This is a genomic window from Pseudoxanthomonas sacheonensis (assembly GCF_031455975.1).
GTDB lineage: Bacteria > Pseudomonadota > Gammaproteobacteria > Xanthomonadales > Xanthomonadaceae > Pseudoxanthomonas_A > Pseudoxanthomonas_A sacheonensis_A.
Map to the genome: position 1 here is coordinate 42,073 of NZ_JAVDTT010000001.1, position 24,757 is coordinate 66,829.

The following is a 24,757-nucleotide window of genomic DNA, read 5'->3' on the forward strand; positions in this document are numbered from 1 at the left end:
GCTGATCGTCATGGCGATAACCGGCTGCGCGCGCAGCATCACCAGTACGCCTGGTGATGCGCCCAATCTCGAAAAATGGGTTGCGGATGTTCAAGCGCGCCCAGCGCCGCCGCTGGATCCTCTGCCGGTCATGCAGCAATTCGAGACGTTCGAATACGCCGCGCAAACCCTCCGCGATCCGTTCAGCGATGCCTGGAGCAACGCCGACAGCGGTGGCCTGCGTCCTGATCCGAACCGGCGCAAGGAAACGCTGGAGCAGTACCCGCTGGACAGCCTGGACATGGTCGGCACGATCGGCAAGGGCGCGGGACTGATTGCATTGGTGATGGCGCCCGACAAAGTCACCTACAGGGTGCGGCCGGGCGCTTATTTGGGGCAAAGCGATGGCCGCATCACCGGCGTCCATGAAGATCGCATTGAACTTGTCGAACTTGTGCCGGATGGTGCGGGCGGCTGGCTGGAAAGGCCTGCGTCGATTGCGCTTGAAGATCAATGATTAGGGGATACACGATGACCGCTTCGAACGTTCACAGCCCGTTGCCCTTCCGGCGCTTGGCCACTCACAGGGTCTGCTGCCTCGGACTCGCGATCGGTTTGCTGGCCGTTGCCAGCGTAGCCACGGCCGCCGCGCCGGTTCCGGCCGCGGTGGCAGGCAATGCCGACCCCGCCCGGCAGGCGACCAGCAATCTGGAGATCGCCAACATCGACTTCAAGCGAGGCGATGGAGGAGCGGGCAGGCTGATCGTCCGCTTCAATGGCAAGGGGGCAATGCCGGACCTGCGCAACCAAGGATCCTCGGTGATCGTGGATGTCGGTAACGCCGCCCTTCCCGCCGCCCTGCAGCGGCCGATGAACGTCGTCGATTTCGCTACGCCGGTCCAGCGCGTGGACGCGCACAGCTCAGGCAGCGGCACTCAGGTGGTGCTGAGCACCAACGGCGCCTTCGAATCTCTGGCTTACCAGACCGGTAACGAATACATCGTGGAAATCGTGCCGCGCGCGGCCCAATCCGCGATGGGTGCTTCGGCCTCATCTTCGATCGCCGCGGGCTCGGCCCGAGTGGCGGCCGAGCCGCGCGCTTATAAAGGGCGCCCGGTTACGTTCAACTTCCAGGACGTACCGGTCCGGACCGTGTTGCAGCTGATCGCGGAGGAATCCAACCTCAATATCGTGGCTTCCGACACCGTCCAGGGCAACGTCACCCTGCGCCTGGTCAATGTGCCGTGGGACCAGGCGCTGGACATCGTGTTGCGCGCGAAGGGACTGGATCAGCGCCGAGAAGGCGGCGTGGTCTGGGTCGCCCCGCAGCCCGAGCTGGCCAAGTTCGAACAGGACAAGGAGAACGCACGCCGGGCCATGGACGAAAGTGTCGACCTGATCACCGATTACGTGCAGATCAACTACCACAGCGCGTCCGCGATATTCAAAGCGTTGACCGAAGCCAAGGGCATCGGCAACAGCGGCAGCGGTGGCGGCGGCGGCAACAACGACGAAAACGGCTTCCTCTCGCAGCGCGGTCGTCTGGTTGCGGATGAACGCACCAACACCTTGATGATCAGCGATATTCCGAAGAAGGTCGCGCAGATGCGGGAATTGATCGCCGTGATCGACCGTCCGGTCGACCAGGTGCTGATCGAGGGCCGCATCGTGATCGCCACCGATACTTTCGCCCGGGACCTGGGTGCACGCTTCGGGGTTTCCGGCAAGCGTCAGTATGGCGACAACACGGCGATCATTGGAGACACCGCGACCGGAAATACCGGGACCGGAAACAATCGCGGTGGCCTCAATGTCAATCTGCCGGCCGGTGGGTTCATCAACAATCCAGCAGGCTCGCTGGCCTACACCCTACTCGGCTCGAATTTCTCGCTTGACCTGGAGTTGTCCGCCTTGCAGGAAGAAGGCCGCGGGGAAGTGATTTCCAATCCGCGCCTAGTCACTGCCAACCAGCGCGAGGCGGTGATTCGCCAAGGTCGAGAAGTCGGTTATGTCACAATTACAGGTGGCACTGGTGGCTCCGCTGCCACTCCCAACGTGCAATTCAAGGAAGCCTTGCTGGAGCTCAAAGTAACTCCAACCATTACCAACGATGGTCGCGTTTTCCTGAATTTGAATGTGAAGAAGGACGAGATCGACAGCTTCATCGATATTGGCAACTACGGCTCGGTGCCGCAGATCAACAAGCGCGAGATCACCACCGCCGTGTTGGTCGAGGACGGTCAGACCGTGGTGATCGGCGGCGTGTACGAATTCACTGATCGCAGCAGCATCGCCAAAGTCCCCTTCCTGGGCGACATTCCTTTCCTCGGCAACTTGTTCAAGAAGAAAGGGCGTTCCAAGGAAAAGGCGGAACTGCTTATCTTCATCACCCCGAAGGTGTTGTCAGTCGCCAAACGCTGACCGCCATCGTCATTCGCTCAGAAACGGGGCCGCTTGCGGCCCCGTTTCCGTTTCAGTTGCCATTGCTGAACAGGCAGGAACGCGCGCGCGGTTTCGATGAACCATCCGTTTCCCGATCGGTCAGAATCGACTCATGCCCCATACCGATAGCGCATCCATGGATAGCCAGACTCCCGGGAGTTCCGCCAACCCGCCTGCGAGCGTAGGTAATTCTCGCCTGCACCAAGCCTTCAGCGCATTGCGCGAAGGCCTCTCCGAAACCATCGTGGGTCAAGCGGCGCTGGTCGAGCGCCTGCTGATCGCGCTGCTGGCCGACGGCCATCTGCTGGTGGAAGGCGCCCCTGGCCTCGCCAAGACCACGGCGATCCGAGCGCTGGCTTCGCGCCTGCAGGCCGATTTCGCCCGTGTGCAATTCACACCGGATTTACTGCCGGCCGATCTGACCGGTACCGAGGTCTGGCGGCCGCAGGACGGGCGCTTCGAGTTCCAGCCCGGCCCGATCTTCCATCCCATCCTGCTAGCGGACGAGATCAATCGCGCGCCGGCCAAGGTGCAGTCGGCCTTGCTGGAGGCGATGGGCGAGCGGCAGGTAACCGTCGGGCGCCATACCTATCCGCTACCTCAGCTCTTCTTGGTGATGGCCACCCAGAATCCGATCGAGCAGGAAGGCACTTTCCCATTGCCGGAGGCGCAATTGGACCGCTTTCTGATGCATGTGCGCATAGGTTATCCGGAAGCGGCCGCCGAAGCGGAAATCCTGCGGCTGGCGCGCGAACGCGCACGCGACACCTTGCAGCACACTGCCGAAGCGGTCTCGCGGTTGCCGATCGAGGACGTTTTCGCCGCTCGCGCCGCGGTGCTGGATCTGCACGTAGCTCCGCAGCTGGAGCGCTATCTGATCGAGCTGGTGTTGGCGTCCCGCGACGCCAAGCGCTACGACCCGCAACTGGCGCGGCGCATCGCGTGGGGCGCGAGCCCGCGCGGCTCCATCGCGTTGGAACGCTGCGCGCGCGCGCGGGCCTGGCTGGCCGGCCGCGACTACGTAACGCCCGACGACGTACGTGCGATCGCGCCGGACGTGTTGCGTCATCGCGTGCTGCCCAGCTACGAAGCCACCGCAGAAGGTTGGGACGGCGACAGGCTGGTCGCTGCCCTGCTCGATGTCGTGCCGTTGCCCTGAGCGCGGTACCGGAGCGCGAAGCGATGAACCCGACCACTGGCGATGGAGTCAAGCCCGCGCTAGCCGAGTTGGTGGCTCTGCGGGCTACCGCGCAACGCCGGCCGCCTGCGCGCAAGGGCCGGCACAACGTCACCGGTCCCGCGCAATCCAGCGCGCGCGGTCGCGGCATGGAATACGCGGAGTCGCGCGAATACGTCGCCGGCGACGATGTCCGTCATATCGACTGGCGCCTCACCGCGCGCAGCGGCCGTACGCATACGAAGCTGTTCCAGGCCGAACGCGAGCGGCTGACCTTGATCGTGGCGGACACTTCTCCGGCCTTGTACTTCGGCACTCGCGTTCGCTACAAGTCGGTGCAGGCGGCGCGCGCGGCGGCGGTGGCGGTGTGGGCCGCGGTACGCGATGGCGATCGCGTCGCGATTCTGCGCGGCAGCCGGCAGGAAGCGCCGGTGCCGCCGGCGTCCGGCGCGCGCGGCGCATTGCGCGTGCTCGACGCATTGGTGCGCTGGTACTCGCGACCGCCCGCGGACGATACGGGCCTGGCGGCGGCCCTGGACGACGCCACGCGCCTGTTGCGTCCCGGATCGCGATTGATCGTGCTGGCCGACCCGCGCAGCATCGCGGCGCTTCCGGAATCGCGTTGGCCCGCGTTGGCGATGCATCACGAAGTCGTCGTCCTGCTGTTGACCGATGCGCTCGAAATCGAACCTCCACAGGCGATGCTTCCGTTCGCGCTTGGCGACCACCGTGTTGAACTGGACTTGGGCAACGCCACGCAGCGCCAACGTTGGCGGGAAGAATTCGGTCGGCCGATTGAAAGCGCGCTGGAGAACCTGCCGCGCCGTGGCGTACGCGTGTATTCGTTGCAAGGCGATGCGCCCAGCGAATCCTGGTTGCCATTGCTCGGCCGCGCGCAATCGCAGGTGGCCTGATGCAGGCGCAGGAACTTGTCCTCCGCGACGTGCACGTGCCATCAGCGCCGTCGCTGTGGCCGCCGGCGCCGGGTTGGTGGCTGCTGGCCGGCGCCATCGCGCTTGCGGTCGCAATTGCGTGGTGGATCAGGCGCAAACGCCGGCGCAGGTTGCTCGTCTGGCAGAAGTTGTTCGATGACGCTTGCAGCGACGCCGCACCCGCCGCTCAGGTCGCGGCCATCTCGGAACTGTTGCGCCGCGCAGCGCGTCGCGTGAATGCGAAAGCCGACCATCTGCAGAACGAGGACTGGCTGCGTCTGCTCGATGGCCAAAAGCAGAAGGGTTTCAGCGAAGGGGCCGGGCGATTGTTGCTGGAAGGCGGTTATCGGCGCGAAGTCCCGGCGGATGACTTCGCGGCGGCCAAAGCGTTGGCCCGTGCGCGCTTCCTCGAACTTATGGCCGGTCAGCAATGATCGAAGTGCCATGATCGATTCCTGGTTCGAATCACTGAAGGTCGCGTTCGGCGGTTTCGCTTGGCCATGGATGTGGTTGGCTTTTCCGCTGCCCTGGTTGGCGGGATGGCTGTTGCCGCCTCATCGCAATACTTCCGTAGCGCTGAAAGTGCCGTATGGCCGGCGGCTGGACGCCATCGCTACGGTCGGCGGTCGTTCGCGGCATTTGCATATCGCGGCCTTGGCCTGGCTGGCGTGGTTCCTGCTTTGCGCCGCCGCCGCGCGCCCGCAACAGCTTGGCGAAGCGGTGGCGCCGCCGCAAAGCGGGCGAGATCTGATGCTGGCCGTGGACCTGTCCGGCAGCATGAGCGAGCCGGACATGGAACTCGGCGGCAACGTGGTCGATCGACTTACGGCGGCCAAAGCGGTGCTGGCGGATTTCCTGGACCGTCGCGTCGGCGATCGGGTGGGACTGCTGGTGTTCGGCCAGCGCGCCTATGCGTTGACGCCGCTCACCCTGGATCGCGATTCGGTGCGCGATCAACTGCGCGACAGCGTTGCTGGCCTGGCCGGACGCGAGACCGCCATCGGCGACGCGATCGGTCTGGCGGTGAAGCGCCTGCGCGATCAGCCCAACGGCCAGCGCGTGCTAATCCTGCTCACCGACGGGGTCAATACCGCGGGCGTACTCGAACCGCTGAAGGCTGCGGAACTCGCAAAAGCAGAAGGCGTACGCATCCACACCATCGCCTTCGGCGGTTCCGGTGGCGGGCTCTCGATCTTCGGCCTCAATTTGCCCATGCCGGGCGGCGGAGACGAAATAGACGAGGAAACATTGAAGAAGATCGCGCAGGAGACCGGCGGGCAATCCTTCCGAGCGCGCGATACCGAACAGCTGGCCGGCATCTACGCCGAACTCGATCGCATCGAGCCGGTGAAGCAGGAGGGCGCACGCGTGCGTCCACGCGTGGAACGCTACGGATGGCCACTGGCGGCCGCGTTGCTGGTCGCGTTGTTCGCATTCCTGTTGCCGAGGCGAATGCGATGAGCGGTTGGATGACCTCGCTGCACTCATTGCATTTGTTGCGCCCGCATTGGCTATGGGCGTTGCTCGCCTTGCCTGCGCTGTGGGCGTTGTGGCGCGCGCGTCAGCGCAACGACAACGTATGGCGAGGCGTGGTGGATGCGCATCTGCTGCCGCATCTGCTGGAACAGGGCGGTAAGGCGGTACGCGGCACGTTGTGGATGGGCGCGTTGGGTTATGTCATCGCGGTCCTGGCGCTCGCAGGCCCCAGTTGGCGCCAGGGCGAGCAGCCGTTGTGGCAATCGCATTCGCCGCTGGTGATCGCGCTGGATCTGTCCAGCAGCATTGCGGCCTCGGATCTGCCGCCCTCGCGTCTGTTGCAGGCGCGCGCCAAGCTGGCCACTTTGCTGCGCGAACGCGCCGGAGGCCAAGTAGCGTTGGTGGCCTATGCGGGCGAGGCGTTCACCGTGGCGCCGCTCACCGACGATGCGGCCAACGTGGCGCTGTTCCTCGATGCGCTGGAACCGGACGTCATGCCGGTGGACGGACAACAGCCCGGCAAGGCCATCGCCTGGTCGGTGCGCTTGTTGCAACAGGCCGGGTTCGAGCGCGGCGATATCTTGCTGATCAGCGACCATGCCGATGCCGCAGCCAACGGCGCCGCAGCCGACGCGTTGCGTCAGGGCTATCGCGTCTCGGCGCTGGGTTTGGGCACGGCAGCGGGCGCGCCCTATCGCACCGCCGACGGTCGCATTGCGCAAGCGCGCCTGCAGGCGGGATCGATGCGCGCGCTGAGCGCGGCCGGTGGCGGCCGCTATCAAACCATCGCCGCCGACGACTCCGATCTCCGCACCCTCGATCTGTTGCTGCCGCGCGAAACCGACGCCAGCGCGGCGCGTGGCAAGAAGGGTTTGGCCTGGCAGGACGATGGCTACTGGCTGCTGCCGCCGCTGATGCTGCTGGCGTTGTTCGCGTTCCGTCGCGGCGGCGCGTTCGCAGCGGTCGCACTTTGCCTTTGCCTGCCGCTTGCGATGCCAGGGTCGGCACAGGCCGCAGAGCGCCAATGGTGGCAACGCGCGGACCAGCAGGAGCACGCGCGCATCGAACAAGGCGCGGATGCTTATCGTAAAGGCGACTATGCCGCCGCCGAACAGGCTTTCACCGGCATCGACAGCGCCGATGCCTGGTACAACCAGGCGAATGCGTTGGCCAAGCAGGGTCGCTACGACGAAGCGATCACCGCCTACGATCAGGCGTTGAAGCGGCAGCCGAAGATGGAAGACGCGATCGAGAACCGCAAGGTCGTCGATGCCGCGCGCAAGCGCAAGCAACAGGAAGGACAGAACCAAAACCAAAACCAAAACCAGAATCAAGAGCAAGGCAAGCAGTCGAAGGACCAGCAACAAAACAATCCGCAGCAGAACGGGGACGGAAAAACCGAGCCGAAAGACAAGCCTGCCGATGCGCAGGACAAGTCCGGCAATCCGCAGCAGACCCCGTCCAAGACCGGTTCCGGACAAGCATCCGAACAGCCCCGCACTCCGGAACAAAAGGCCGCGGACGCCAAAGCGCAGCAGGCTGCCGATGCCGCGCAACGCCAGCGCATGCAACAGGCCATGGCGCAGGCGGGCAAGCAGTCCGCGCAGCAAGGCAAGAACGATCCGCGGGCAGGTCAGCCTGCGGAAACGCCTGAGCAGCGCGAGCGCAGGCAGGCCGTGGAAGCCTGGTTGCGGCGCGTGCCCGATGAACCCGGCGGCCTGCTGAAAACGAAATTCCAGCTGGAATACGAACGCCGGCAGAAGGAAGGACAATGAAACGCAACCCGACCCTGGCGGTGATGACCCTGGCGATGCTGTGCTTGCTGGCATCGGCAATGGGCGCCGATGCGGCCCAGGCCGCGACCCGCGCCTGGCTGGACCGCAACCAAGTCGCGCTGGGCGAATCGGTCACCCTCAGCATCGAGACCGATCAGGTCGCCGCGGCTCCGGATTTCTCGCCGCTGCGCGGCGATTTCGATCTCAGCGGGCAGTCCAGCAGCAGTCAAATGCAGATGGTCAACGGCGCGGTGACGGCCAAGACCACGTACGTCGTCAACCTCGCTCCGCGTCGCGCGGGCACTCTGGCGATCCCCGCGTTGCCGATCGGTACCCAGCGAAGCCCGCCGTTGGCGCTGGTGGTCGGGGCTTCGGCGCCGGCGCCGGCCTCGGCACGCGGCAATGCGACGGCTTTTCTGGAAACCGAGGTCGACGATCCCAGTCCTTACGTCCAGCAGTCCGTCGGTGTCACCCTGCGCTTGTTCTACGCGGTGCCGCTGACTTCCGGCCAGCTCGATCTGGATACTCCCGAGGGCGCTTCGTTGCAGCGCGTGGGCGACGATGTGCAATCGAGCCGCGAGTTCAATGGCCGCCGCTACAACGTGGTGGAACGGCGCTTCCTGATGGTGCCCGAGCGCAGCGGCAAGCTGGTGATTCCCGGCGCGCGTTTCGCGGGCCGCGGCGCGGGCGGATGGATGGACGATCTGCTGGGCGGCAACAGCCGCGAGATGCGCGCCAATGGCGCTGCCCGCACACTGGACGTACGCGCGCAGCCGGCCAATGCGCCGCAGCCCTGGCTGCCGTTGCGCGACCTGCGCATGCGCTATGTCGGCGCCCCACAATCGCTGCGTGCTGGCGAAGCCGCGACGCTGGTGGTGGAAGTCATCGCGCAGGGCGCGGTGCAGGCGCAGATGCCTGAGCTGCCAATGCCGTCGGTGGCCGGCGCGCAGGTATTCGCGGAACCGCCGCAGTACGATGAAACCTTCAATGCCGGATCCCCGCAGGTGAAGCTGACCCGGCGCTATTCGCTGGTGCCCAATGGCGCCGGCAAACTGGCCGTGCCCGGTTTGAAGATGGGATGGTGGGATGTGCGAACGGGCGCGGCGAAGACGGCCAGCCTGCCCGACCTCACCCTCCCGGTCGCGCCTGGAACCGGTGGGTTCGCAGGCGCGACGCTCCCCGCCACTGCGGGCGCAACCGCCGCCGAAGACAACTCCCTGCCTGCCGCCAGCGATCGCATGCGTACGTCCAATCGTGTCTGGGCCTGGCTGGCGGTGGCTTTTGCAGGCCTATGGCTGATCACGCTGGTTTGGGCACTGCGGCGCCGCGCCGCGCCGCCTGCGCGGCGGCTTCCCAGACAGGACGGCCAACCCGCCGAGCCGCTGCCCACGCAGACCATGATCGACCTCAAACGCGTGCTGGACAGCGGCGATCTGGATGAGGTCGGCGACGTTCTGCGTGGCATGTCCACACCGCCGAGCGCCGATCTGGATGCGTTGATCGCGAGGCTGGAATCGTCCGTGCAACGCGATGCCGTGGAGCGGCTGCGTCGGGCGCGATGGGCCGACGGAGACGGGGTGGCGGCACGGGCTGCATTGCGCGAGGCTTTCCGCAACGGGCCGATTTGGCGGGCCACACCCAAGCCCGCCAAGGGAATCCTGCCGTCCTTATATCCGCCCTGACGCGTCGCGGTATGGCGCATAGGAGCGACGCGAGTCGCGATGACCGTTGGAGATGTGTGCCTTCGCTACTCACGTCGCTCCTACGGCTTCCTACGGCCAGGAGGTTTGCTAAGCTTCGGGCTTGTCCGTAAAGGAATCACCGTATGAGCGACGCGCCCGTTTCCGGCAGGAAGAAGCTTCCCTTGCACTGGAAGATGGCCATCGGCTTCGGCCTGGGCCTGCTGCTGGGACTGGTGGTGCACGTAACCGGCGGCGGCGATGCGGAATGGGTCAAGGGGGTCACCACCTATGTGACCACGCCGTTCTCCAAGATCTTCCTCAACCTCATCTTCATGCTCATCGTGCCGCTGCTGTTCTCGGCCCTGGTGGTGGGCATCGCCGAAATGGGCGACATCCGCGCACTGGGCCGCATCGGTTGGAAGACGCTGGCTTACACCGTGATCCTGTCCTCGGTGGCGGTGATCATCGGGCTGGTGCTGGTCAACCTGCTCAAGCCCGGCGCCGGCGTGGATCCCGCGCTCGCACAGAGCCTGCTGACCGACAACGCCGAACGCGCCAAGGAAATCGTCGCCAGCGTCGACAAGCAACCGCGCGGCCTGGACATGCTGCTTTCCATCGTGCCGGACAACGTGCTCGGTGCCGCGTCCAACAACGGGGCGATCCTGTCCCTGATGTTCTTCGCGGTGATGTTCGGCGTTGGTCTGGTGCTAACGCCCTCGGAGAACACCGGCATCCTCAAGCGCGGCATCGAAGGCGTCTTCGAAATCTCCATGACTCTGATCGGGCTGGTGATCCGCTTGGCGCCGTATGCGGTGGCCTGCTTCATGTTCAACCTGGCCGCCATCTTCGGTTTCGAGTTGCTTGTAAAGCTGGGAAAGTACGTAGGCGTGGTGGTACTTGCGCTGGGTTTGCACATGTTCGTGATCTATTCGCTGGCACTGAAAGCCGTTGGCAAGTCGCCGCTCGCGTTCTTCCGCGCCACCCAGGAAGCCAGCGTGATGGCGTTCTCCACCGCTTCCAGCAACGCCACGCTGCCCACTTCGCTGCGCGTGGCCGAAGAAAAGCTGCATCTGCCCAATCGTGTCTCGCGTTTCGTGCTGACCGTGGGCGCCACCGCCAACCAGAACGGCACCGCGTTGTTCGAGGGTGTCACCGTACTGTTCCTGGCCCAGTTCTTCGGCGTGGACCTGACGATCTGGCAACAGGTCATGGTGATGCTGGTCTGCATCCTGGGCGGTATCGGCACGGCCGGCGTCCCGTCCGGATCGCTGCCCGTGGTGGCCTTGATCTGCGCCATGGTCGGGGTGGATCCGGTCGGCATCGGCATGATCCTGGGCGTGAATCACTTCCTGGACATGTGCCGCACGACCCTGAATGTAACCGGCGACCTGACCCTGGCCACCCTGGTGGCCCATGGGGAAAAGGATCAGCCAAAAGCCCTGGACTGACCTCCCCCTTTTCCAAAGGAGGCAAGAGCAAGCGCTCTGCGCTCCAACCATGGGACAATAGGGTCGCCCGAGCTACGGGCGACCTCACTGAAAATCGCCCCCATGACGACGCCCGCCTCCAACAAGCCTGGCCGCCGCCAGCTCGCCAACGCCATCCGTTTCCTCGCCGCCGATGCGGTGGAAGCCGCCAAGTCCGGCCATCCCGGCATGCCGATGGGCATGGCCGATATCGCCGAAGTGCTGTGGAACGACTATCTCAGCCACAACCCGAAGAATCCGAAGTGGTTCAACCGCGACCGTTTCGTGCTGTCCAACGGCCACGGATCGATGCTGCAGTACGCGCTGCTGCATCTGACCGGCTACGACCTGCCGCTGGAAGAGCTGAAGCACTTCCGCCAGCTGCACAGCAAGACCGCCGGTCACCCGGAGCGTCATGAAACCCCCGGCGTGGAAACCACCACCGGACCGCTGGGGCAGGGCTTCGCCAATGCGGTCGGGTTCGCGCTGGCCGAAAAGCTGCTGGCGCAACGCTACAACCGTCCCGAATACCAGATCGTCGACCACCGCACCTGGGTGTTCATGGGCGACGGTTGCCTGATGGAAGGCATTTCCCACGAAGCCGCATCGCTGGCCGGCACCTGGGGTCTGGGCAAGCTGGTCGCGTTCTGGGACGACAACAAGATCTCCATCGACGGCAATACCGACGGCTGGTTCACCGACGACACGCCGGCGCGCTTCGAAGCCTATGGCTGGCAGGTGATCCGCAATGTCAACGGCCAGGATGCGGTGGAGATCAAGACCGCTATCGATACCGCGTTGAAGGCCTCCGACCGGCCGACCCTGATCTGCTGCCGCACCACGATTGGCTTTGGCGCGCCCAACAAACAGGGCAAGGAATCCTCGCACGGCGCGCCGCTGGGCAAGGACGAACTGGCCGCCGCGCGCGTGCAGTTGGAATGGCCGTACGGCCCGTTCGAAATTCCCGAGGAAATCTACGCGGGCTGGCGCGCCGGCGGGGCCGGTGCGCTGCGCGAGGACCAGTGGAACGCGCTGTTCGACCAATACGCCGCCACCTTCGGCAACGAAGCCGCCGAGCTGTCGCGTCGCTCGCACGGAGATTTGCCTGAAGGTTTCGTCGAGTCCGCCAATGCCTTCATCGCGAAATTGCAGGCCGAGGGCCCTGTGATCGCTTCACGCAAGGCCTCGCAAATGGCCATCGAAGCCTTCGCGCCCTTGCTGCCGGAACTGATCGGCGGTTCGGCCGATCTGGCCCATTCCAACCTGACCTTGTGGAAGGCCAGCAAGACCGTCGCCAGCGACGACCCCAATGCCAACTACGTGTATTACGGCGTGCGCGAATTCGCGATGACCGCGATCAGCAACGGCCTGGCGCTGCATGGCGGCTTCATTCCCTTCGACGCCACCTTCCTGGTGTTCAGCGACTACGCGCGCAATGCGGTGCGCATGAGCGCGCTGAATCCGGCGCACGCGATCCACGTCTATACGCACGACTCCATCGGTCTGGGCGAAGACGGCCCGACCCATCAGCCGGTCGAGCACTTGGCGTCGCTGCGCTACATCCCCAACAACGACGTCTGGCGTCCGTGCGACGCGGTGGAATCGGCGGTGTGCTGGCGCGCGGCCATCGAACGCAAGGACGGCCCCAGCTGCCTGGTCTTCAGCCGGCAGAACCTGCAGCACCAGCCGCGCGACGAAGCGCAGGTCGCCAACATCGCACGCGGCGGTTACGTGCTGGCCGACGCCGAAGGCGGCAACGCGGACGTGATCCTGATCGCCACCGGTTCGGAAGTCGGCCTGGCCACGCAGGCCAAGGCGACGCTGGATGCGCAGGGCATCAAGACCCGCGTAGTGTCCATGCCATCGACCGACGTATTCGACCGCCAGCCGGTCGAGTACCGCGAATCGGTGCTGCCCAAGGCGGTGCGCAAGCGCGTGGCCGTCGAAGCGGCGGTTACCGATTTCTGGCGCAAGTACGTCGGCCTGGACGGCGCGGTGATCGGCATCGATACCTTCGGCGCTTCCGCTCCTGCCGAGGCGCTGTATCCGTACTTCGGCATCACCGCCGAGAAAGTGGTGGAAGCGGCAAAAGCGCTGGGTTGAGGATCCCACGCGCAGGCGGATTGAAGCGGTATCGCATCGCCTTCACGGCGATGCTTCGCCGCTTGCGCGATAAAGGACGGGAACTGCGGCGAATGGATTCTGTCGCATAGATGCGTTCAACGGCGGTTAGGGGTCATGTCGCGTAGGCAGCGGACCATCGATTTCAAGACGACATCATGGTTGCCCTTGCTGCAGCGGGGCAGACCCTGGCTGCTTGCGGCCGGCGTGATTGCGCTGGCGGGATTGTTGGCGTTCGCGTTCAAGGGCCTGTGGCAGGAAATCAGCTACGACCAGGTCGTGGCGGCGGTGCGCGGCGTCGATCCGGGCGACCTGACGCTGGCTTTGCTGGCCACGGCGGTGAGCTACCTGGCGTTGAGCGGTTACGACCATTCGTCGCTTCGCTATGTGGGCGCGTCGGTGCCGTACCGGGTCGTCGCGCAGACGTCGTTCATCGCTTACGCGCTGACCAATACCATCGGCCTGGGCGTGTTCACTGGCGGCGCGGTGCGCATGCGTCTGTACGGAGCCGCCGGTGTGGAAGCCGGACTGATTTCGCGGGCCATCGCTTTCAATGCGGTGGCCTTCGGCTTGGGTGTCGGCACGGTGGGGGCGTTGGGCCTGTTGTGGGATGCGCAGGCACTCGCTCCACTCGTGCATGTCCCGGCCTGGCTGCTGTCGACGGGTGCGTGGCTGGTTCTGGCCGTGATCGGCGCGCTGCTGGTGTGGTGCCGCGATGGCCGCGAACGACGCCTGTTCGGCCGCCTGCCCCTGCGCTTGCCGCGGGCCTCGCTGGCGCTGCGGCAGTTGCTGTGGTCGGTGCTGGACATCCTGGCCGCGGGCGCGGTGTTGTGGGTGCTGCTGCCTGACGGCGCCGTCGGCTTTCCGGTCTTCATCGGTTTCTACGCTGCGGCGCTGGTGTTGGGCGTGATCAGTCACGTGCCGGGCGGGTTGGGCGTGTTCGAAGCGGTCATGCTGGTGGCCCTCGGCGGACGCGTGCCCAGCGAAGCGTTGGCCGGCGCGCTCGTGCTTTATCGCTTGGTCTATTACGTGCTGCCGCTGGCGTTGGCCATGCTGCTGATGATGCTGCACGAATTGCGCAGCGGGATCGTGGCGCCGTTGACCAGGGCGGTCAGCAGTCTGGCGCCGTTGTTGCTTGCCGCATATACGCTGGTCGTGGCGGTGGTAGTGCTGGTGTCGGGCGTGACTCCGGCCACCGAAGAAGCCACGGAGTTGTTGGCTTTGCACGTGCCGCTGCCGCTGGTGGAAGCGTCGCACTTCCTCAGCAGCGTCGCCGGATTGGCATTGCTGTTCGTGGCGCGCGGCATGTTGTCGCGGCTGGACGCAGCTTGGTGGGCGGGGCTGGGACTGGCGGGGATGACCTTGCTGATGGCGCTGCCCAAGGGCATCGCAGTATCGGAAGCCGCGCTGCTGGTCTCGCTGGTGACCGCGCTGGCCTTGTCGCGGAAACAGTTCACGCGCAAGGCCTCGCTGTTGTCGGTGCCGTTCACCGGGGGCTGGTTGCTGGCGGTCGCGGCCATCTTCGCCGCGCTGATCGCGCTGCTGTTCTTCGCCTACCAGGACGTCGACTACACCCATGAGTTGTGGTGGCAGTTCGAATTCAACGGGCATGCGCCGCGTTCGTTGCGCGCGCTGATCGGCATCGCTTTACTGGCCCTGGTATTGGCGGTGCGCCAGTTGTTGCGTCCTGTATCGTCGGCGCTGGAGCCGCCGGACGCGGCCGCGCTGGCGCGCGCGGACCTGATCGTCCGCCAGCAGGACAACGCCGATGGTTTTCTGGCGATGACCGGCGACAAGCAGTTCCTGTTCTCCGAAAGCGGCGAAGCCATGGTGATGTTCGGGCGCCAGCGGCGTTCCTGGATCGGCCTGTTCGATCCGTTGGGGCCGGAGAACGAACAGGCCGAACTGGTATGGCGCTTCGTGGAACGTGCGCGCGAAGCCGGAGGACGCGCGTGTTTCTATCAGGTGCGTCCGCAATCGTTGTCGATGTACCTGGACGCGGGCCTGCGCCTGTTCAAGTTGGGCGAATACGCTTACGTGCCGCTGGCCGATTTCTCCCTGGAAGGGAAACGTCGTTCCAACCTGCGTTACAGCATCAAGCGCGCCGTACGCGAAGGCGCCGGCTTCGAGATGGTGCCGGCGGAAGCGGTGCCGGCGATCCTCGAGGAGCTCCGCGCCGTTTCCGATGCGTGGCTGGCCGAACACCGCGCGGCCGAGAAGCGTTTTTCGGTAGGCGCCTTCATCGACGATTACGTACTGAGACAGCCGGTCGCGGTGGTGCGTCACGAAGGCCGCCTCGTCGCCTTCGCTACTTTGCTGACTACCGACACCAAGGCCGAGGCCACCGTCGATCTGATGCGCCACCTGCCGGCGATGCCGTACGGCACCATGGATTTCCTGTTCTCGGAACTGATGCTGCATTTGCGCGGGCTCGGGTTCCAGCGATTCGGGCTGGGCATGGCGCCGTTGTCGGGCATGGCCAAGCATTCGCTCGCCCCGTTCTGGCATCGCGGAGGCCGCTTGTTGTTCGCGCACGGCGAGAATTTCTACAATTTCCGCGGATTGCGCGCGTTCAAGGAAAAATTCGATCCGCAATGGGAAGCGCGTTATCTGGCGTCGCCGGGTGGCGCTGCCCCGTTGCTGCTGCTTGCCGATATCGCCGCGTTGATCAGCGGCGGTTTGAAGGGAGTCATCGCGAAATGATCAAAAATCTCTCGGTTCTGCTGTTGGCCGCCTCCCTCTCCGCGCTTCCGGCGCGTGCGCAGGAACGCATCTCGCATGGCTCCTTCGACCGCGTCGCGCTGTACCGGCCGCAAGGGGAGGCGGGGCAATTCGTGTTGTTCCTTTCCGGCGACAGTGGTTGGGACGGAACCATGGATACCGCTGCCCGTGCCCTGGTCAAGGAAGGCGCGATGGTGGCGGGCATCGACATGCCGAGGCTGCGCGCCGCCCTGGGCAAGGACGGCGACGATTGCGTGCTGCCGGACGGCGATCTGGAGAACCTTTCACACTACCTGCAAGGTTACGCGCGTCAACCCACCTACCGAACGCCCTTGTTGGTCGGCTACGGATCCGGCGCCGCGCTGGCTTACGCGATGCAGGCGGTCGCCGACCAGGACACGTTCGCCGGTGCGATCTCGTTGTCGTTTTGCCCACGACTCGATTTGGGAAAGCCGTTATGCCCGAGCGCCGACAAGCGCTTCCTCAAGGAGGCGAAGGGCAAGGTTTCGGTCCTCGCACCCGTATCGGAGCTGCCGCAGCCCTGGGTCGCCCTGCAAGCAAGCAACGACGGCCGTTGCGCGGTCGCAGACGTGCGCGATTTCGTCGGCGGCATTCGCGGTGCGGCGCTGTCGACACTGCCGGGTCGAGGCCCAAACCTCTGGACCGACAAAGGCACATTGCCCGCGCTGCTCGCCAGTTACCGCGTATTGACCGCCGGGCGCGACATCGCGCTTCCGCCTCCGCCAGCGAAGCTGATCGACCTGCCTTTGATAGAGGTACCGGCCGACGGCGACAGCGACACCTTCGCAATCCTGCTCAGCGGCGATGGCGGCTGGGCCGGGTTGGACAAGGAGGTGGCGAAGTCGCTCGTGGCCAAGGGAATTCCCGTGGTCGGTTTCGATTCGTTGCGCTATTTCTGGAAAGCGCGCGAACCCGAGGAACTGGCGACCGATGTCGACCGGATCGTCCGTCATTACGCCAAGCACTGGCGTAAGAAGCGGGTCGTGCTGATCGGCTACTCGCAAGGCGCCGACGTGTTGCCTTTCGCGGTCAACCGGTTGCCCGCCTCGTCCCGCGCGCTGGTGGCGCAGACCGTGCTCATGGGCCTGGGGCAGAACGCTTCCTTCGAGTTCCACCTCTCCAACTGGGTCGGCAACGACGACGGCCTGCCGATCCTGCCGGAGGCGATCAAGCTGAGCGATGCCGACACGCTATGCCTCTACGGCGAGGACGAGGACGACTCGCTGTGTCCGGACATTCCGCCCGGTCATGTGCATGCGCAATCGCTGGCGGGCGGGCATCATTTCGATGGCGCCTACGACAAGCTCGCCGAGCTTATCGTGCAACGCATCGCGGAACCCTAGCCGGCGGATCGGGATCCGGTTTTCGACAGCGCGAGCGAAACCAGTCTGGCGTACAGCCATTCGCCCGCACTGGCCGGCCGGTCGAGCGCCATGCGCTGCAAGGCTTCCGCATCCCTAGTTCCACTGGCGAACAGCGCACTGCCGATAGTCCGCAGCTTCCCCGGCAGCGTGCCGGTTTCGGCTTTCAACCAACCTAGGGCCTTCACCAGCCGCTGTTCCACTTCGGTGAAGTCGCTGCCCAGGGGATAGTCGGGCAGGGTGCCGTCGTCGCGGAACGGCGCCAGCGTGTCGCGGAGGCGTTGCGGTGTATTGCGCGACCATTCCGCTTCGGCGGCGAAGTCCAGGCGCAATTTCTTCGACTCTTTCGCTTTCTCCAGCAGCGGCTCCTGGAACCGCGCGTCGGTAATGGCCGCCATCGCGATCACGCAATCCTCGTCGGTCTGGCCCAGCAGATCGGCGATGCCGTACTCGTTGACGTAGAGGTCGCGCAAATGACGCGGGATGGTGGTGTGGCCGTAGTTCCAGCGCACGCTCGACTCGGCCTTGCCGCCGTCGCCGCGTTGCGAGCGGAACATCAGCACGCTGCGCGCGTCTTCCAGCGCATGCGCCATGGCCACGAAGTTGTACTGTCCGCCCACGCCGGACACGATGCGCCCGTCCTCCAAACCGTCGGAGACCGCATCGCCCAGCGCGGTAGCCATCATGCAGGTGTTGAAGAAACGCGAGCCGCTGCGCTGCAGACGTTCGAGCGATTCGTGCCCGCCGTAGAGCTGGTTGATCTCGCTGATGCGGCGCATGCCGATGCTGCGGCGCTGGTCGTCGGGAAGATGGCGTAGCCAGTCGTAGAAAGCGGGCGAACCCAGATAGAAAGCGCCGTGCAAGTACTCGCCGTCGCGCTCCAATCGGGCCAGGTCGCCGAGGTTGGCGGTGCCCTGGACGATACGCGTCATCAGCGCCTCGTCGTCCACTACCTTGCGGCGGATGACGCCGGCTTCGACCAGGCGCTTGAAGCCTTCGTTCACCATCTCGCTGCAGCCGTACAGGCCGATGGCGAACGGATCCATGCCGCCGCTGGCGATCACCGCAGGGTGGTGCGCCAGTTCCGGATCCAGTGCGCGCAGCACTTCGCGGTACTTCTCGTTGTCGAGATGGCGCAGCACCAGCGCATGCGAAAGCGCGTCGGCCAGCGCGCCGATGCCGATCTGCAAAGTGCCGCCATCGCGCACCAGGGCACTGGCGTACAGGCCGATGGCGTAGTCGGCGTCGGACACCGGCTGGCGCGGCAGCGCGAACAGTTTCGGATACGGGCCAGGCGGTGTGAGCACGATGTCGAAGAAACTTTCTTCCACCGCGGCGGTTCCGCCGATCCACGGCAGCTCAGGATCGATTTCCGCGACCATCAACGGGCGCGGCAAACCCAGGGCGCGGATCGCGTCGATGGTGTCCTGGGTGGTGTCGTTGTTGCATGACAGGGACAGCCGCGGCGCTTTGCCTTGAAGCGGACCCGGTTCCCGCGCCACTTTCTGCAGGATCGCGTTGGCGCCGCGTTGGGCCACGCCGGCTGCGGCCTGGGTGTAGTTGAGGCTGGTATAGGCGCGCTGCGCCTGCGAGGACTTCAGCAGGGCGCCGGACTGCATGTAGAACTCTTCCACTTGGATATGCGCCGGCAGGGCGTCGCGTTTCATCGCCTGCACGTAAAGAAGCGCGGGAAAATCGTCGCCGAAGTGGCGTTGCGCGAACGGCGCCAGGAAGCGCCGTTCCAGATCGCTGCTCGCAGTCGGCGGATCGAGCGATAGCGCGGTGTAGATCTGCATCGGGCGCGAGGGGTCTTTCTCCACCCGCCGATACAGGGCATTGAGCAGCCGATGCGGCTTGCCGATGGCCAAGGGACCGGCGATGCGCAGGGTGCCGGGAATACGGCGGAGGATCAGCTCGACGGCGTCGTCGAGATTGTCTAAGTGGGTCGTCATGGCGACAGCTTAGGCGATCGGCCCGCAAACCGATAAACGGTCGTCTGGGTACTTGACAGGCTTATTGATTACAGGCGTAATCGTAAAACATTTACAGGTGTAATCGATATGCAGATCAGCGAAGCCGAGGCCATGGTGATGGAGGTGCTGTGGAAGAAGAGTCCGATGGGGGCCGACGAAGCCGTGATCGCGCTATCCGTGCATACCGATTGGGCCGAACCGACCGTCAAGACCCTGTTGAACCGGTTGTTGAACAAAGGCGCCATCCAGGCGGAAAAGGAAGGTCGCCGCTATTTGTATTCGCCGGTGCTGGCGCGCGAAGCGTGGATCGGACAGCAGAGCGAGGGAATGCTGGAGCGGCTGTTCGGCGGGCGCGTGGCGCCGCTGGTGGCGCACTTCAGTGAGCGTGGAAAGTTGTCGGCGGCCGATATCGCCGAACTCAAGCGCCTGGTCCGGGAGCTCGACGATGGCGAATGAACTCATCCAGGCATTGACGCTGACCACGCTGGCGATGACTTTGGCGCTGTTGCTGGTACTGACGATCAGGACGCCCTTGCGTCGGTTGTTCGGCGCACGGGTCGCTTATCTCGCCTGGTGGCTGGTTCCCCTCGCGATGTTGGCGGTGCTGCTGCCCGCACCGGTCCGCGAAGCGGCCACACTGGCCCGTGGCGCCCTGGTCGCCATGGACATGGCGCCGATGCCGTCCGTCGCATCGGATTCCACCGCCATCGCATTGCCGGACTACCGCATCTGGCTGCCATTGCTGTGGTTCTGCGGTGTGGTTTTTTCGGCGCTGTTCTTCCATCGCATGCAGCGCCGCTATCTGCGTGCGCTGGGGATCATTTCGCCCGTTGGCGGCGGAATATTCGTGTCGCAGGCGGCGGATGCTTGTCCGGCGGTGGTGGGCGCGTGGAAACCGCGCATCGTGTTGCCCGCCGACTTCGAAGCCCGCTATCCATCGCGGGAAGGAGAAATGGTGCTGGCCCACGAACGCGCGCATCTGCGCCGCGGCGACACGGCCGTCAATCTGGTCGTGGTGGCGCTGCGTTGCGCGTACTGGTTCAACCCGTTGCTGCACTGGGCCGCTGCGCGGTTCCGGCAGGATCAGGAAATGGCGTGCGATGCGGTGGTGTTGGGGCAGTTTCCCGATCGCCGCCGCACTTATGCCGAAGCGATGTTGAAAACGCAGCTGGCCGTCCTTGGACTGCCGGTCGGCTGCCATTGGCAGTCCAGCCAATCGTTGAAGGAGAGGATCATGATGCTCAAGCGACCGCTGCCCGGAAAACTACGCAGACGGATCGGGGTGACCAGCGTACTGGCCGTTTTGATCGGAAGCAGTTACATGGCGTGGGCATCCCAGCCTGCGAACGGCCAAGCGCCCATTTATCAAGGCCATGTGGATGAACGTGCCATCGCGATCGTCAACATACGTATCCCCGAGGACATGCCGGTGCAAATGGAAGGACCTTCCATGTACACCGCCGCGGACAAATCAACCAACGCCATGTTGAACGGGTACTCGGACCTCGTCTTGAAATCCACGGTCCCGGAATCGGCCTGGTCCCTGCGCGTAAAAGCGAGCGGCAGTGCTGATGCGCCCAGCATCGAATGGACGCTCACCAGCAATGGGCGTGAAACGAAGAAAACCCACGCGCTGGAAAGCAACAGCCCAGTGGCGATCGATCTGGCTTCCCTCGTCGATGCGCAGGGACGATCCCCCGTCTTGACGCTTTCAAGGATGCCTGCTGACCGCATCATTCCTCTGGAGAAGGATCGGGTGTTTGGACGCGCACCGCCTACCTTGGTCATTGATGATGATGGCGTTTTCCGCCAGGTCGAGCCTGTCCGCATGGTGGGCATGGTCAAGGCCGATGGCGATGCGATGTTATTGCTTCACCTGGATGAGGACGGACGCGTTTCGAAGGTTGATATCGAGGAAGTCAGGCCCGCTGGTGCTCTTACCAGCAACGATGCTCGCGAAATTGCGATCCGAGATGTCTATGTTCCCAAGCGCATCAACGGAAAGGCGGTTCCCAGCCGGGTGCGCGTGCCGGTAAAGTTCTGGCGGGAAACCCCGCCGCTTGAGGAAATGTACCCGGAGCTGGCCAAGACGAAATCACCGCCGCAGTAGCGGAAAGCGACCGTCATCCGCATTGCGTGCAGCTCTCAATCCAGCACATGCACCGCCTCGGTCAGCCTCTTCACCTCATCGGCGGAGTGGCTGACATAGACGATGGGTAGCGTGGTTTCATCGCGCACGCGCTGCAGGTAGGGAATCAGTTCCTCACGCCGCGCCTGGTCCAACATCGACAAGGGTTCGTCCAGCAGCAGCAGCGCGGGTTGAGAGAGCAGGGCGCGGCCCAGTGCGATGCGCTGGGCTTCGCCGCCGGAAAGGTTGATGGTGCGGCGCTCCAGCAGCGGCCCGATTCCCAGCAGCGCCACCACCGCGTCGAAGCCGAAGGCGTTGGCCGCATCGCCCGGGCGGCGCCCATATTGCAGATTCCGGCGGACGTCCAGGTGCGGGAATAGGCGGGTGTCCTGGAAGACGTAGCCGACGTGGCGGCGGTGCGGTGCGATGTCGATGCCACGCGCGCTGTCGAACAGGCGGCGGCCATCGATCTCGATATGGCCGGACTGCGGTTTCACCAATCCGGCGATCGCATGCAGCACGCTGGTTTTGCCGGCGCCGGAGTGGCCGCTGAGCGCGATCACGCGGGCCGCGTCCTCGATGCGCACATGCCGCTCGAACGAGCCCCGGCGAAGCTTCAGATCGAGCGACAGCATCAGTGCACCTCGTCTTCGCGCTGGCGGCGGGTCAGCCATTCCGACAACAACAGCGCCAGCAGCGAGATCCCTACCGCCACGATTGCGAGTCGCCAGATTCCCGACTCGCCGCCCGGTACCTGCAGCAGGCCGTAGATCGCCGAGGAAAGCGTCTGCGTCTCCCCCGGAATGTTGGAAACGAAAGTGATGGTGGCGCCGAATTCCCCCAAGGCCTTGGCAAAAGCGAGTACCGCGCCGGCGACGATGCCCGGCCAGGCCAACGGCAGGGTAATGGTGCGGAACACGCGCCAGGGGCTGGCGCCGAGTGTGGCTGCCGCCTGTTCCAAACGACGATCGGTGGCTTCGATCGAAAGCCGGATCGCCCGCACCATCAGCGGGAAGCCCATGATCGCGCTGGCCAGCGCCGCGCCGGTCCAGCGGAAAGCGAAGTCGATGCCGATCGAAGCCAGGAACTTGCCGATCACTCCCTGATTGCCGAAATTCACCAGCAGGACATAGCCGACGACCACGGGCGGCAAAACCAGCGGCAAATGTATCAGCGCATCGAGCAGGGACTTGCCGGGGAAACGCTTGCGCGCGAGCACCCAGCCGAGCGCGATCCCGAACGGAAGGCTGGCCAACGCGGCCACGCTGGCGACCTTCAGGCTAAGCGCGATCGCGGTGAGTTCATCGGCGGTGAATAGCGACATGCGGACGGGCGATGCCTAGAGCACCTTGAAACCATGCGCGCGGAAGATCTTCGCTGCCGCAGGCGTGGCCAGCCAACGTACGAACGCGGCAGCACGCGGATTCCTGCTCGCCGCGATACGCGCCACCGGATAGACGATGGGCGCGTGGGTATTCTCCGGAAAAGTCCCGATCACCCGCACTTTCGGTTCGGCCCGGGCATCGCTGCCATAGACGACGCCCAGCGGCGTTTCGCCACGCGCCACCAGCATCAGCGCTGCGCGTACGTTCTCGGCCTCGGCAATGCGGGGTTCCAACGAATTCCAGACGCCCAGAGAGATAAAGGAAGCCTTCGCATATTTGCCGGCGGGCACGCTGGCGGTCATTCCAAGCGCAATACGGCCTTTTTCGCCTAACCGGGGCAGCAGATCGACGCCTGGCTTCAGTTGCACAGGCGCAACGTTGCCGCTAACTGGCGCCACCAACACCAGCGTGTTGCCCCACAGGTTCCGCCGGGTCGCGGTATCGATGAGCTTGCGTTCCTGCAGATAGTCCATCCATTCCAGATCGGCGGAAAGGAAAACATCGGCCGGCGCACCTTGTTCTATCTGGCGCGCCAGCGCCGAACTGGCCGCATAAGAAACGCGCACCGTCTGTCCGCTGGTTTTCTCGTATGCGGCGGCGGCTTCATCCAGCGATTCCTTGAGGCTGGCGGCGGCGAACACGCTCAATGGTTCGGCTTTCTCCGCTGCCCGCAAGCCGCCACCGAACAGGATCAACGCGAGCAGGCAACCCCATGCCTTGAGAGTCGGGCCGCTCATGGCGCAGCCACCACGGTGATCGACTGTACCTGGCGCAGCCAGCGCGCGGATCGCGATTCTTCGGGCGCGATCAGGCGCAAGGGGCCGCTGTCGTCGGGCAAAGGCTTGTCGTCGCACTGATTCACCAGCATTACGTTGTTGTTGCCGAGCGTGGGTTCCAGCTCGGCCAGCGAATAGATCACGCGCTGGCCGTCGCGAGCGGTCACCAGCACGTAGCTGGCCAGCGCCGGGCCGCGCAGGTGTTCCGCCGACAACACTCCGGCGCGGGCCAGCAGGGCCGAAAGCCTTACGCCAGTGCAGGTCGCAGTCTTGCCCTGTGTGGTGACGACGACGGCCGAGCGTGGAAGCGTCGCCAGCGTCGCTTGATCCAGCGGCACCGATAGCGGTGAAGGGGAGGTAGGGTCGGATGCGTGGCTGTGATCCTGAGCGCGCAGCGATGAAACGGCGCCAAGCAGGAGGAGGACTATCGCGACTCTGCAATACGTTGAAAATACGAGCATGGCTTTCTCACAACGAATCGAGGGGAATCCGCAGGTAGCGCACGTCATTGCCTTCGGGTTCGGGCAAGGCGCCGCCGCGCAGGTTGACCTGCAGCGAGGGCAGAATCAAAGCCGGCATCGCGAGTGTGGCATCGCGCGCCTTGCGCAGTGTTACGAATGCGTTTTCGTCCACGCCATCGCGGACGTGCAGGTTGCTGCGTTTCTGTTCGCCTATCGTGGTCTCACAAGCGACTTCGCGGCCGCCGGGGCCGTAGTCGTGGCACACGAATACCCGAGTGGCGTCCGGCAAGCTGTCGTAGAGACGGCGGATCGAGCGATACAGCGTCGCCGCGTCGCCGCCCGGGAAGTCGCAGCGCGCGGTGCCGGCGTCGGGCATGAACAACGAATCGCCGGTGAACAAAGCATCGCCGATCAGATAAGCCAGGCTGTCGCGCGTGTGGCCGGGCACAGGAATCGTGCGCGCCGGCAAGGAGCCTAGTTCAAAACGCTCGTCATCGCCGAACAATCGGTCGAACTGCGAGCCGTCGGTGGCGAGCGCGCCATCGGGATCGAGTGTGGGCGCAAAAGTTTCCTGCACCGTGCGGATGCCGGTGCCGATCGCCAGGGTAGCCGCGGGAAGTCTCTGCTTCAGCCACTGCGCAGCCGAGAGATGATCGGCATGGGCATGGGTTTCCAGCAGCCAGCGCACGTCATAGGCCTGTTGTTCGACGATATCCAGCAACTTCTGCGCGGAAGTGCCCGCGATGCGCGCGGATTTGGCATCGAAGTCCAGCACTGGATCGATGATCGCCGCCATGCGTGTGGCCGGATCCGCAACCACGTAACTCCAGGTGCCGGTATCGGCGTGGTGCGAGGGATGGACGGTCGGTCGCATAGCGGAT

General features: G+C 64.7%; 20 protein-coding genes. 14 read left to right on the forward strand and 6 right to left on the reverse strand.

The window, feature by feature from the left end; genetic code table 11:
* Positions 1-10: 10 nt before the first annotated feature.
* From J2W94_RS00200 to J2W94_RS00255, 12 genes are all read left to right on the forward strand, one after another.
* Positions 11-496, forward strand: coding sequence for a pilus assembly protein PilP (locus J2W94_RS00200; RefSeq protein WP_310091510.1), 486 nt, complete (start codon positions 11-13; stop codon positions 494-496).
* A 14-nt stretch (positions 497-510) separates the two neighbouring features.
* Positions 511-2,400: a type IV pilus secretin PilQ gene (locus J2W94_RS00205; RefSeq protein WP_310089585.1), complete on the forward strand. Its 1,890-nt coding sequence runs from the start codon at positions 511-513 to the stop codon at positions 2,398-2,400.
* A 157-nt stretch (positions 2,401-2,557) separates the two neighbouring features.
* Positions 2,558-3,580: an AAA family ATPase gene (locus J2W94_RS00210; RefSeq protein WP_310091512.1), complete on the forward strand. Its 1,023-nt coding sequence runs from the start codon at positions 2,558-2,560 to the stop codon at positions 3,578-3,580.
* Positions 3,581-3,603: 23 nt separating this feature from the next.
* Positions 3,604-4,512: a DUF58 domain-containing protein gene (locus tag J2W94_RS00215; RefSeq protein WP_310089587.1), complete on the forward strand. Its 909-nt coding sequence runs from the start codon at positions 3,604-3,606 to the stop codon at positions 4,510-4,512.
* Entirely contained in the window at positions 4,512-4,964 is a 453-nt protein-coding gene (locus tag J2W94_RS00220; RefSeq protein ID WP_310089588.1) for a DUF4381 domain-containing protein, read from the forward strand. The genes J2W94_RS00215 and J2W94_RS00220 overlap by 1 nt, the downstream gene beginning before the upstream one ends.
* 10 nt (positions 4,965-4,974) lie before the next feature.
* Positions 4,975-5,991, forward strand: a complete 1,017-nt coding sequence (locus J2W94_RS00225) for a vWA domain-containing protein (RefSeq protein ID WP_310089589.1) — start codon at positions 4,975-4,977, stop codon at positions 5,989-5,991.
* Entirely contained in the window at positions 5,988-7,781 is a 1,794-nt protein-coding gene (locus J2W94_RS00230; protein WP_310089590.1) for a tetratricopeptide repeat protein, read from the forward strand. Before J2W94_RS00225 ends, J2W94_RS00230 begins: the two co-directional genes overlap by 4 nt.
* Complete coding sequence (locus J2W94_RS00235) at positions 7,778-9,463, forward strand: BatD family protein (RefSeq protein WP_310089591.1); 1,686 nt, start codon at positions 7,778-7,780, stop codon at positions 9,461-9,463. Before J2W94_RS00230 ends, J2W94_RS00235 begins: the two co-directional genes overlap by 4 nt.
* A gap of 143 nt (positions 9,464-9,606) precedes the next feature.
* The gene (locus J2W94_RS00240) at positions 9,607-10,911 is read left to right on the forward strand and encodes a dicarboxylate/amino acid:cation symporter (protein ID WP_310089592.1); all 1,305 of its coding nucleotides are present in this window, start codon (positions 9,607-9,609) and stop codon (positions 10,909-10,911) included.
* A 102-nt stretch (positions 10,912-11,013) separates the two neighbouring features.
* Entirely contained in the window at positions 11,014-13,032 is a 2,019-nt protein-coding gene (gene tkt / locus J2W94_RS00245; protein ID WP_310089593.1) for a transketolase, read from the forward strand.
* A gap of 135 nt (positions 13,033-13,167) precedes the next feature.
* Positions 13,168-15,753: a bifunctional lysylphosphatidylglycerol flippase/synthetase MprF gene (gene mprF, locus J2W94_RS00250; RefSeq protein WP_310089594.1), complete on the forward strand. Its 2,586-nt coding sequence runs from the start codon at positions 13,168-13,170 to the stop codon at positions 15,751-15,753.
* Entirely contained in the window at positions 15,750-17,135 is a 1,386-nt protein-coding gene (locus J2W94_RS00255; protein ID WP_310089595.1) for an AcvB/VirJ family lysyl-phosphatidylglycerol hydrolase, read from the forward strand. Before mprF ends, J2W94_RS00255 begins: the two co-directional genes overlap by 4 nt.
* Here the strand turns inward: J2W94_RS00255 and J2W94_RS00260 are convergent.
* Positions 17,132-19,105 carry an acetyl-CoA hydrolase/transferase C-terminal domain-containing protein gene (locus J2W94_RS00260; protein ID WP_310089596.1) on the reverse strand — a complete coding sequence of 658 codons (1,974 nt, stop codon included), beginning with the start codon at positions 19,103-19,105 and terminating at the stop codon, positions 17,132-17,134. The genes J2W94_RS00255 and J2W94_RS00260 overlap by 4 nt on opposite strands.
* A 108-nt stretch (positions 19,106-19,213) precedes the next feature.
* Between J2W94_RS00260 and J2W94_RS00265 the strand changes: the two genes are divergently transcribed.
* Positions 19,214-19,582 (forward strand): BlaI/MecI/CopY family transcriptional regulator, encoded by a 369-nt coding sequence (locus tag J2W94_RS00265; RefSeq protein ID WP_310089597.1) that lies wholly within the window; start codon positions 19,214-19,216, stop codon positions 19,580-19,582.
* Complete coding sequence (locus tag J2W94_RS00270; RefSeq protein WP_310089598.1) at positions 19,572-21,236, forward strand: M56 family metallopeptidase; 1,665 nt, start codon at positions 19,572-19,574, stop codon at positions 21,234-21,236. Before J2W94_RS00265 ends, J2W94_RS00270 begins: the two co-directional genes overlap by 11 nt.
* A gap of 35 nt (positions 21,237-21,271) precedes the next feature.
* Here the strand turns inward: J2W94_RS00270 and J2W94_RS00275 are convergent, their stop codons facing one another.
* The 5 genes from J2W94_RS00275 to J2W94_RS00295 all read right to left on the reverse strand — a co-directional run bounded on the left by J2W94_RS00275 (position 21,272) and on the right by J2W94_RS00295 (position 24,750).
* Positions 21,272-21,889, reverse strand: coding sequence for an ATP-binding cassette domain-containing protein (locus J2W94_RS00275; protein WP_310089599.1), 618 nt, complete (start codon positions 21,887-21,889; stop codon positions 21,272-21,274).
* A complete protein-coding gene (gene modB / locus J2W94_RS00280) occupies positions 21,889-22,578 on the reverse strand; it encodes a molybdate ABC transporter permease subunit (RefSeq protein ID WP_310089601.1) in 690 nt (229 codons plus the stop codon). The genes J2W94_RS00275 and modB overlap by 1 nt, the downstream gene beginning before the upstream one ends.
* Before the next feature lie 15 nt (positions 22,579-22,593).
* Positions 22,594-23,376: a molybdate ABC transporter substrate-binding protein gene (gene modA / locus J2W94_RS00285; protein ID WP_310089602.1), complete on the reverse strand. Its 783-nt coding sequence runs from the start codon at positions 23,374-23,376 to the stop codon at positions 22,594-22,596.
* Positions 23,373-23,753, reverse strand: a complete 381-nt coding sequence (locus tag J2W94_RS00290) for a molybdopterin-dependent oxidoreductase (RefSeq protein WP_310089603.1) — start codon at positions 23,751-23,753, stop codon at positions 23,373-23,375. The genes modA and J2W94_RS00290 overlap by 4 nt, the downstream gene beginning before the upstream one ends.
* Positions 23,754-23,883: 130 nt before the next feature.
* Positions 23,884-24,750, reverse strand: a complete 867-nt coding sequence (locus J2W94_RS00295; protein WP_310089605.1) for an MBL fold metallo-hydrolase — start codon at positions 24,748-24,750, stop codon at positions 23,884-23,886.
* Positions 24,751-24,757 lie beyond the last annotated feature (7 nt).

Bases quoted from the DNA above. Each gene is read 5' to 3' on its own strand.
- J2W94_RS00215 (WP_310089587.1), top strand. From the start codon at position 3,604: ATGAACCCGACCACTGGCGATGGAGTCAAGCCCGCGCTAGCCGAGTTG.
- J2W94_RS00255 (WP_310089595.1), top strand. From the start codon at position 15,750: ATGATCAAAAATCTCTCGGTTCTGCTGTTGGCCGCCTCCCTCTCCGCG.
- J2W94_RS00240 (WP_310089592.1), top strand. From the start codon at position 9,607: ATGAGCGACGCGCCCGTTTCCGGCAGGAAGAAGCTTCCCTTGCACTGG.
- J2W94_RS00265 (WP_310089597.1), top strand. From the start codon at position 19,214: ATGCAGATCAGCGAAGCCGAGGCCATGGTGATGGAGGTGCTGTGGAAG.
- tkt (WP_310089593.1), top strand. From the start codon at position 11,014: ATGACGACGCCCGCCTCCAACAAGCCTGGCCGCCGCCAGCTCGCCAAC.
- J2W94_RS00295 (WP_310089605.1), bottom strand. From the start codon at position 24,750: ATGCGACCGACCGTCCATCCCTCGCACCACGCCGATACCGGCACCTGG.
- modB (WP_310089601.1), bottom strand. From the start codon at position 22,578: ATGTCGCTATTCACCGCCGATGAACTCACCGCGATCGCGCTTAGCCTG.
- J2W94_RS00225 (WP_310089589.1), top strand. From the start codon at position 4,975: ATGATCGATTCCTGGTTCGAATCACTGAAGGTCGCGTTCGGCGGTTTC.
- J2W94_RS00220 (WP_310089588.1), top strand. From the start codon at position 4,512: ATGCAGGCGCAGGAACTTGTCCTCCGCGACGTGCACGTGCCATCAGCG.
- mprF (WP_310089594.1), top strand. From the start codon at position 13,168: ATGTCGCGTAGGCAGCGGACCATCGATTTCAAGACGACATCATGGTTG.
- J2W94_RS00230 (WP_310089590.1), top strand. From the start codon at position 5,988: ATGAGCGGTTGGATGACCTCGCTGCACTCATTGCATTTGTTGCGCCCG.
- J2W94_RS00210 (WP_310091512.1), top strand. From the start codon at position 2,558: ATGGATAGCCAGACTCCCGGGAGTTCCGCCAACCCGCCTGCGAGCGTA.
- J2W94_RS00200 (WP_310091510.1), top strand. From the start codon at position 11: ATGGCGATAACCGGCTGCGCGCGCAGCATCACCAGTACGCCTGGTGAT.
- J2W94_RS00235 (WP_310089591.1), top strand. From the start codon at position 7,778: ATGAAACGCAACCCGACCCTGGCGGTGATGACCCTGGCGATGCTGTGC.
- J2W94_RS00270 (WP_310089598.1), top strand. From the start codon at position 19,572: ATGGCGAATGAACTCATCCAGGCATTGACGCTGACCACGCTGGCGATG.
- J2W94_RS00275 (WP_310089599.1), bottom strand. From the start codon at position 21,889: ATGCTGTCGCTCGATCTGAAGCTTCGCCGGGGCTCGTTCGAGCGGCAT.
- modA (WP_310089602.1), bottom strand. From the start codon at position 23,376: ATGAGCGGCCCGACTCTCAAGGCATGGGGTTGCCTGCTCGCGTTGATC.
- J2W94_RS00260 (WP_310089596.1), bottom strand. From the start codon at position 19,105: ATGACGACCCACTTAGACAATCTCGACGACGCCGTCGAGCTGATCCTC.
- J2W94_RS00205 (WP_310089585.1), top strand. From the start codon at position 511: ATGACCGCTTCGAACGTTCACAGCCCGTTGCCCTTCCGGCGCTTGGCC.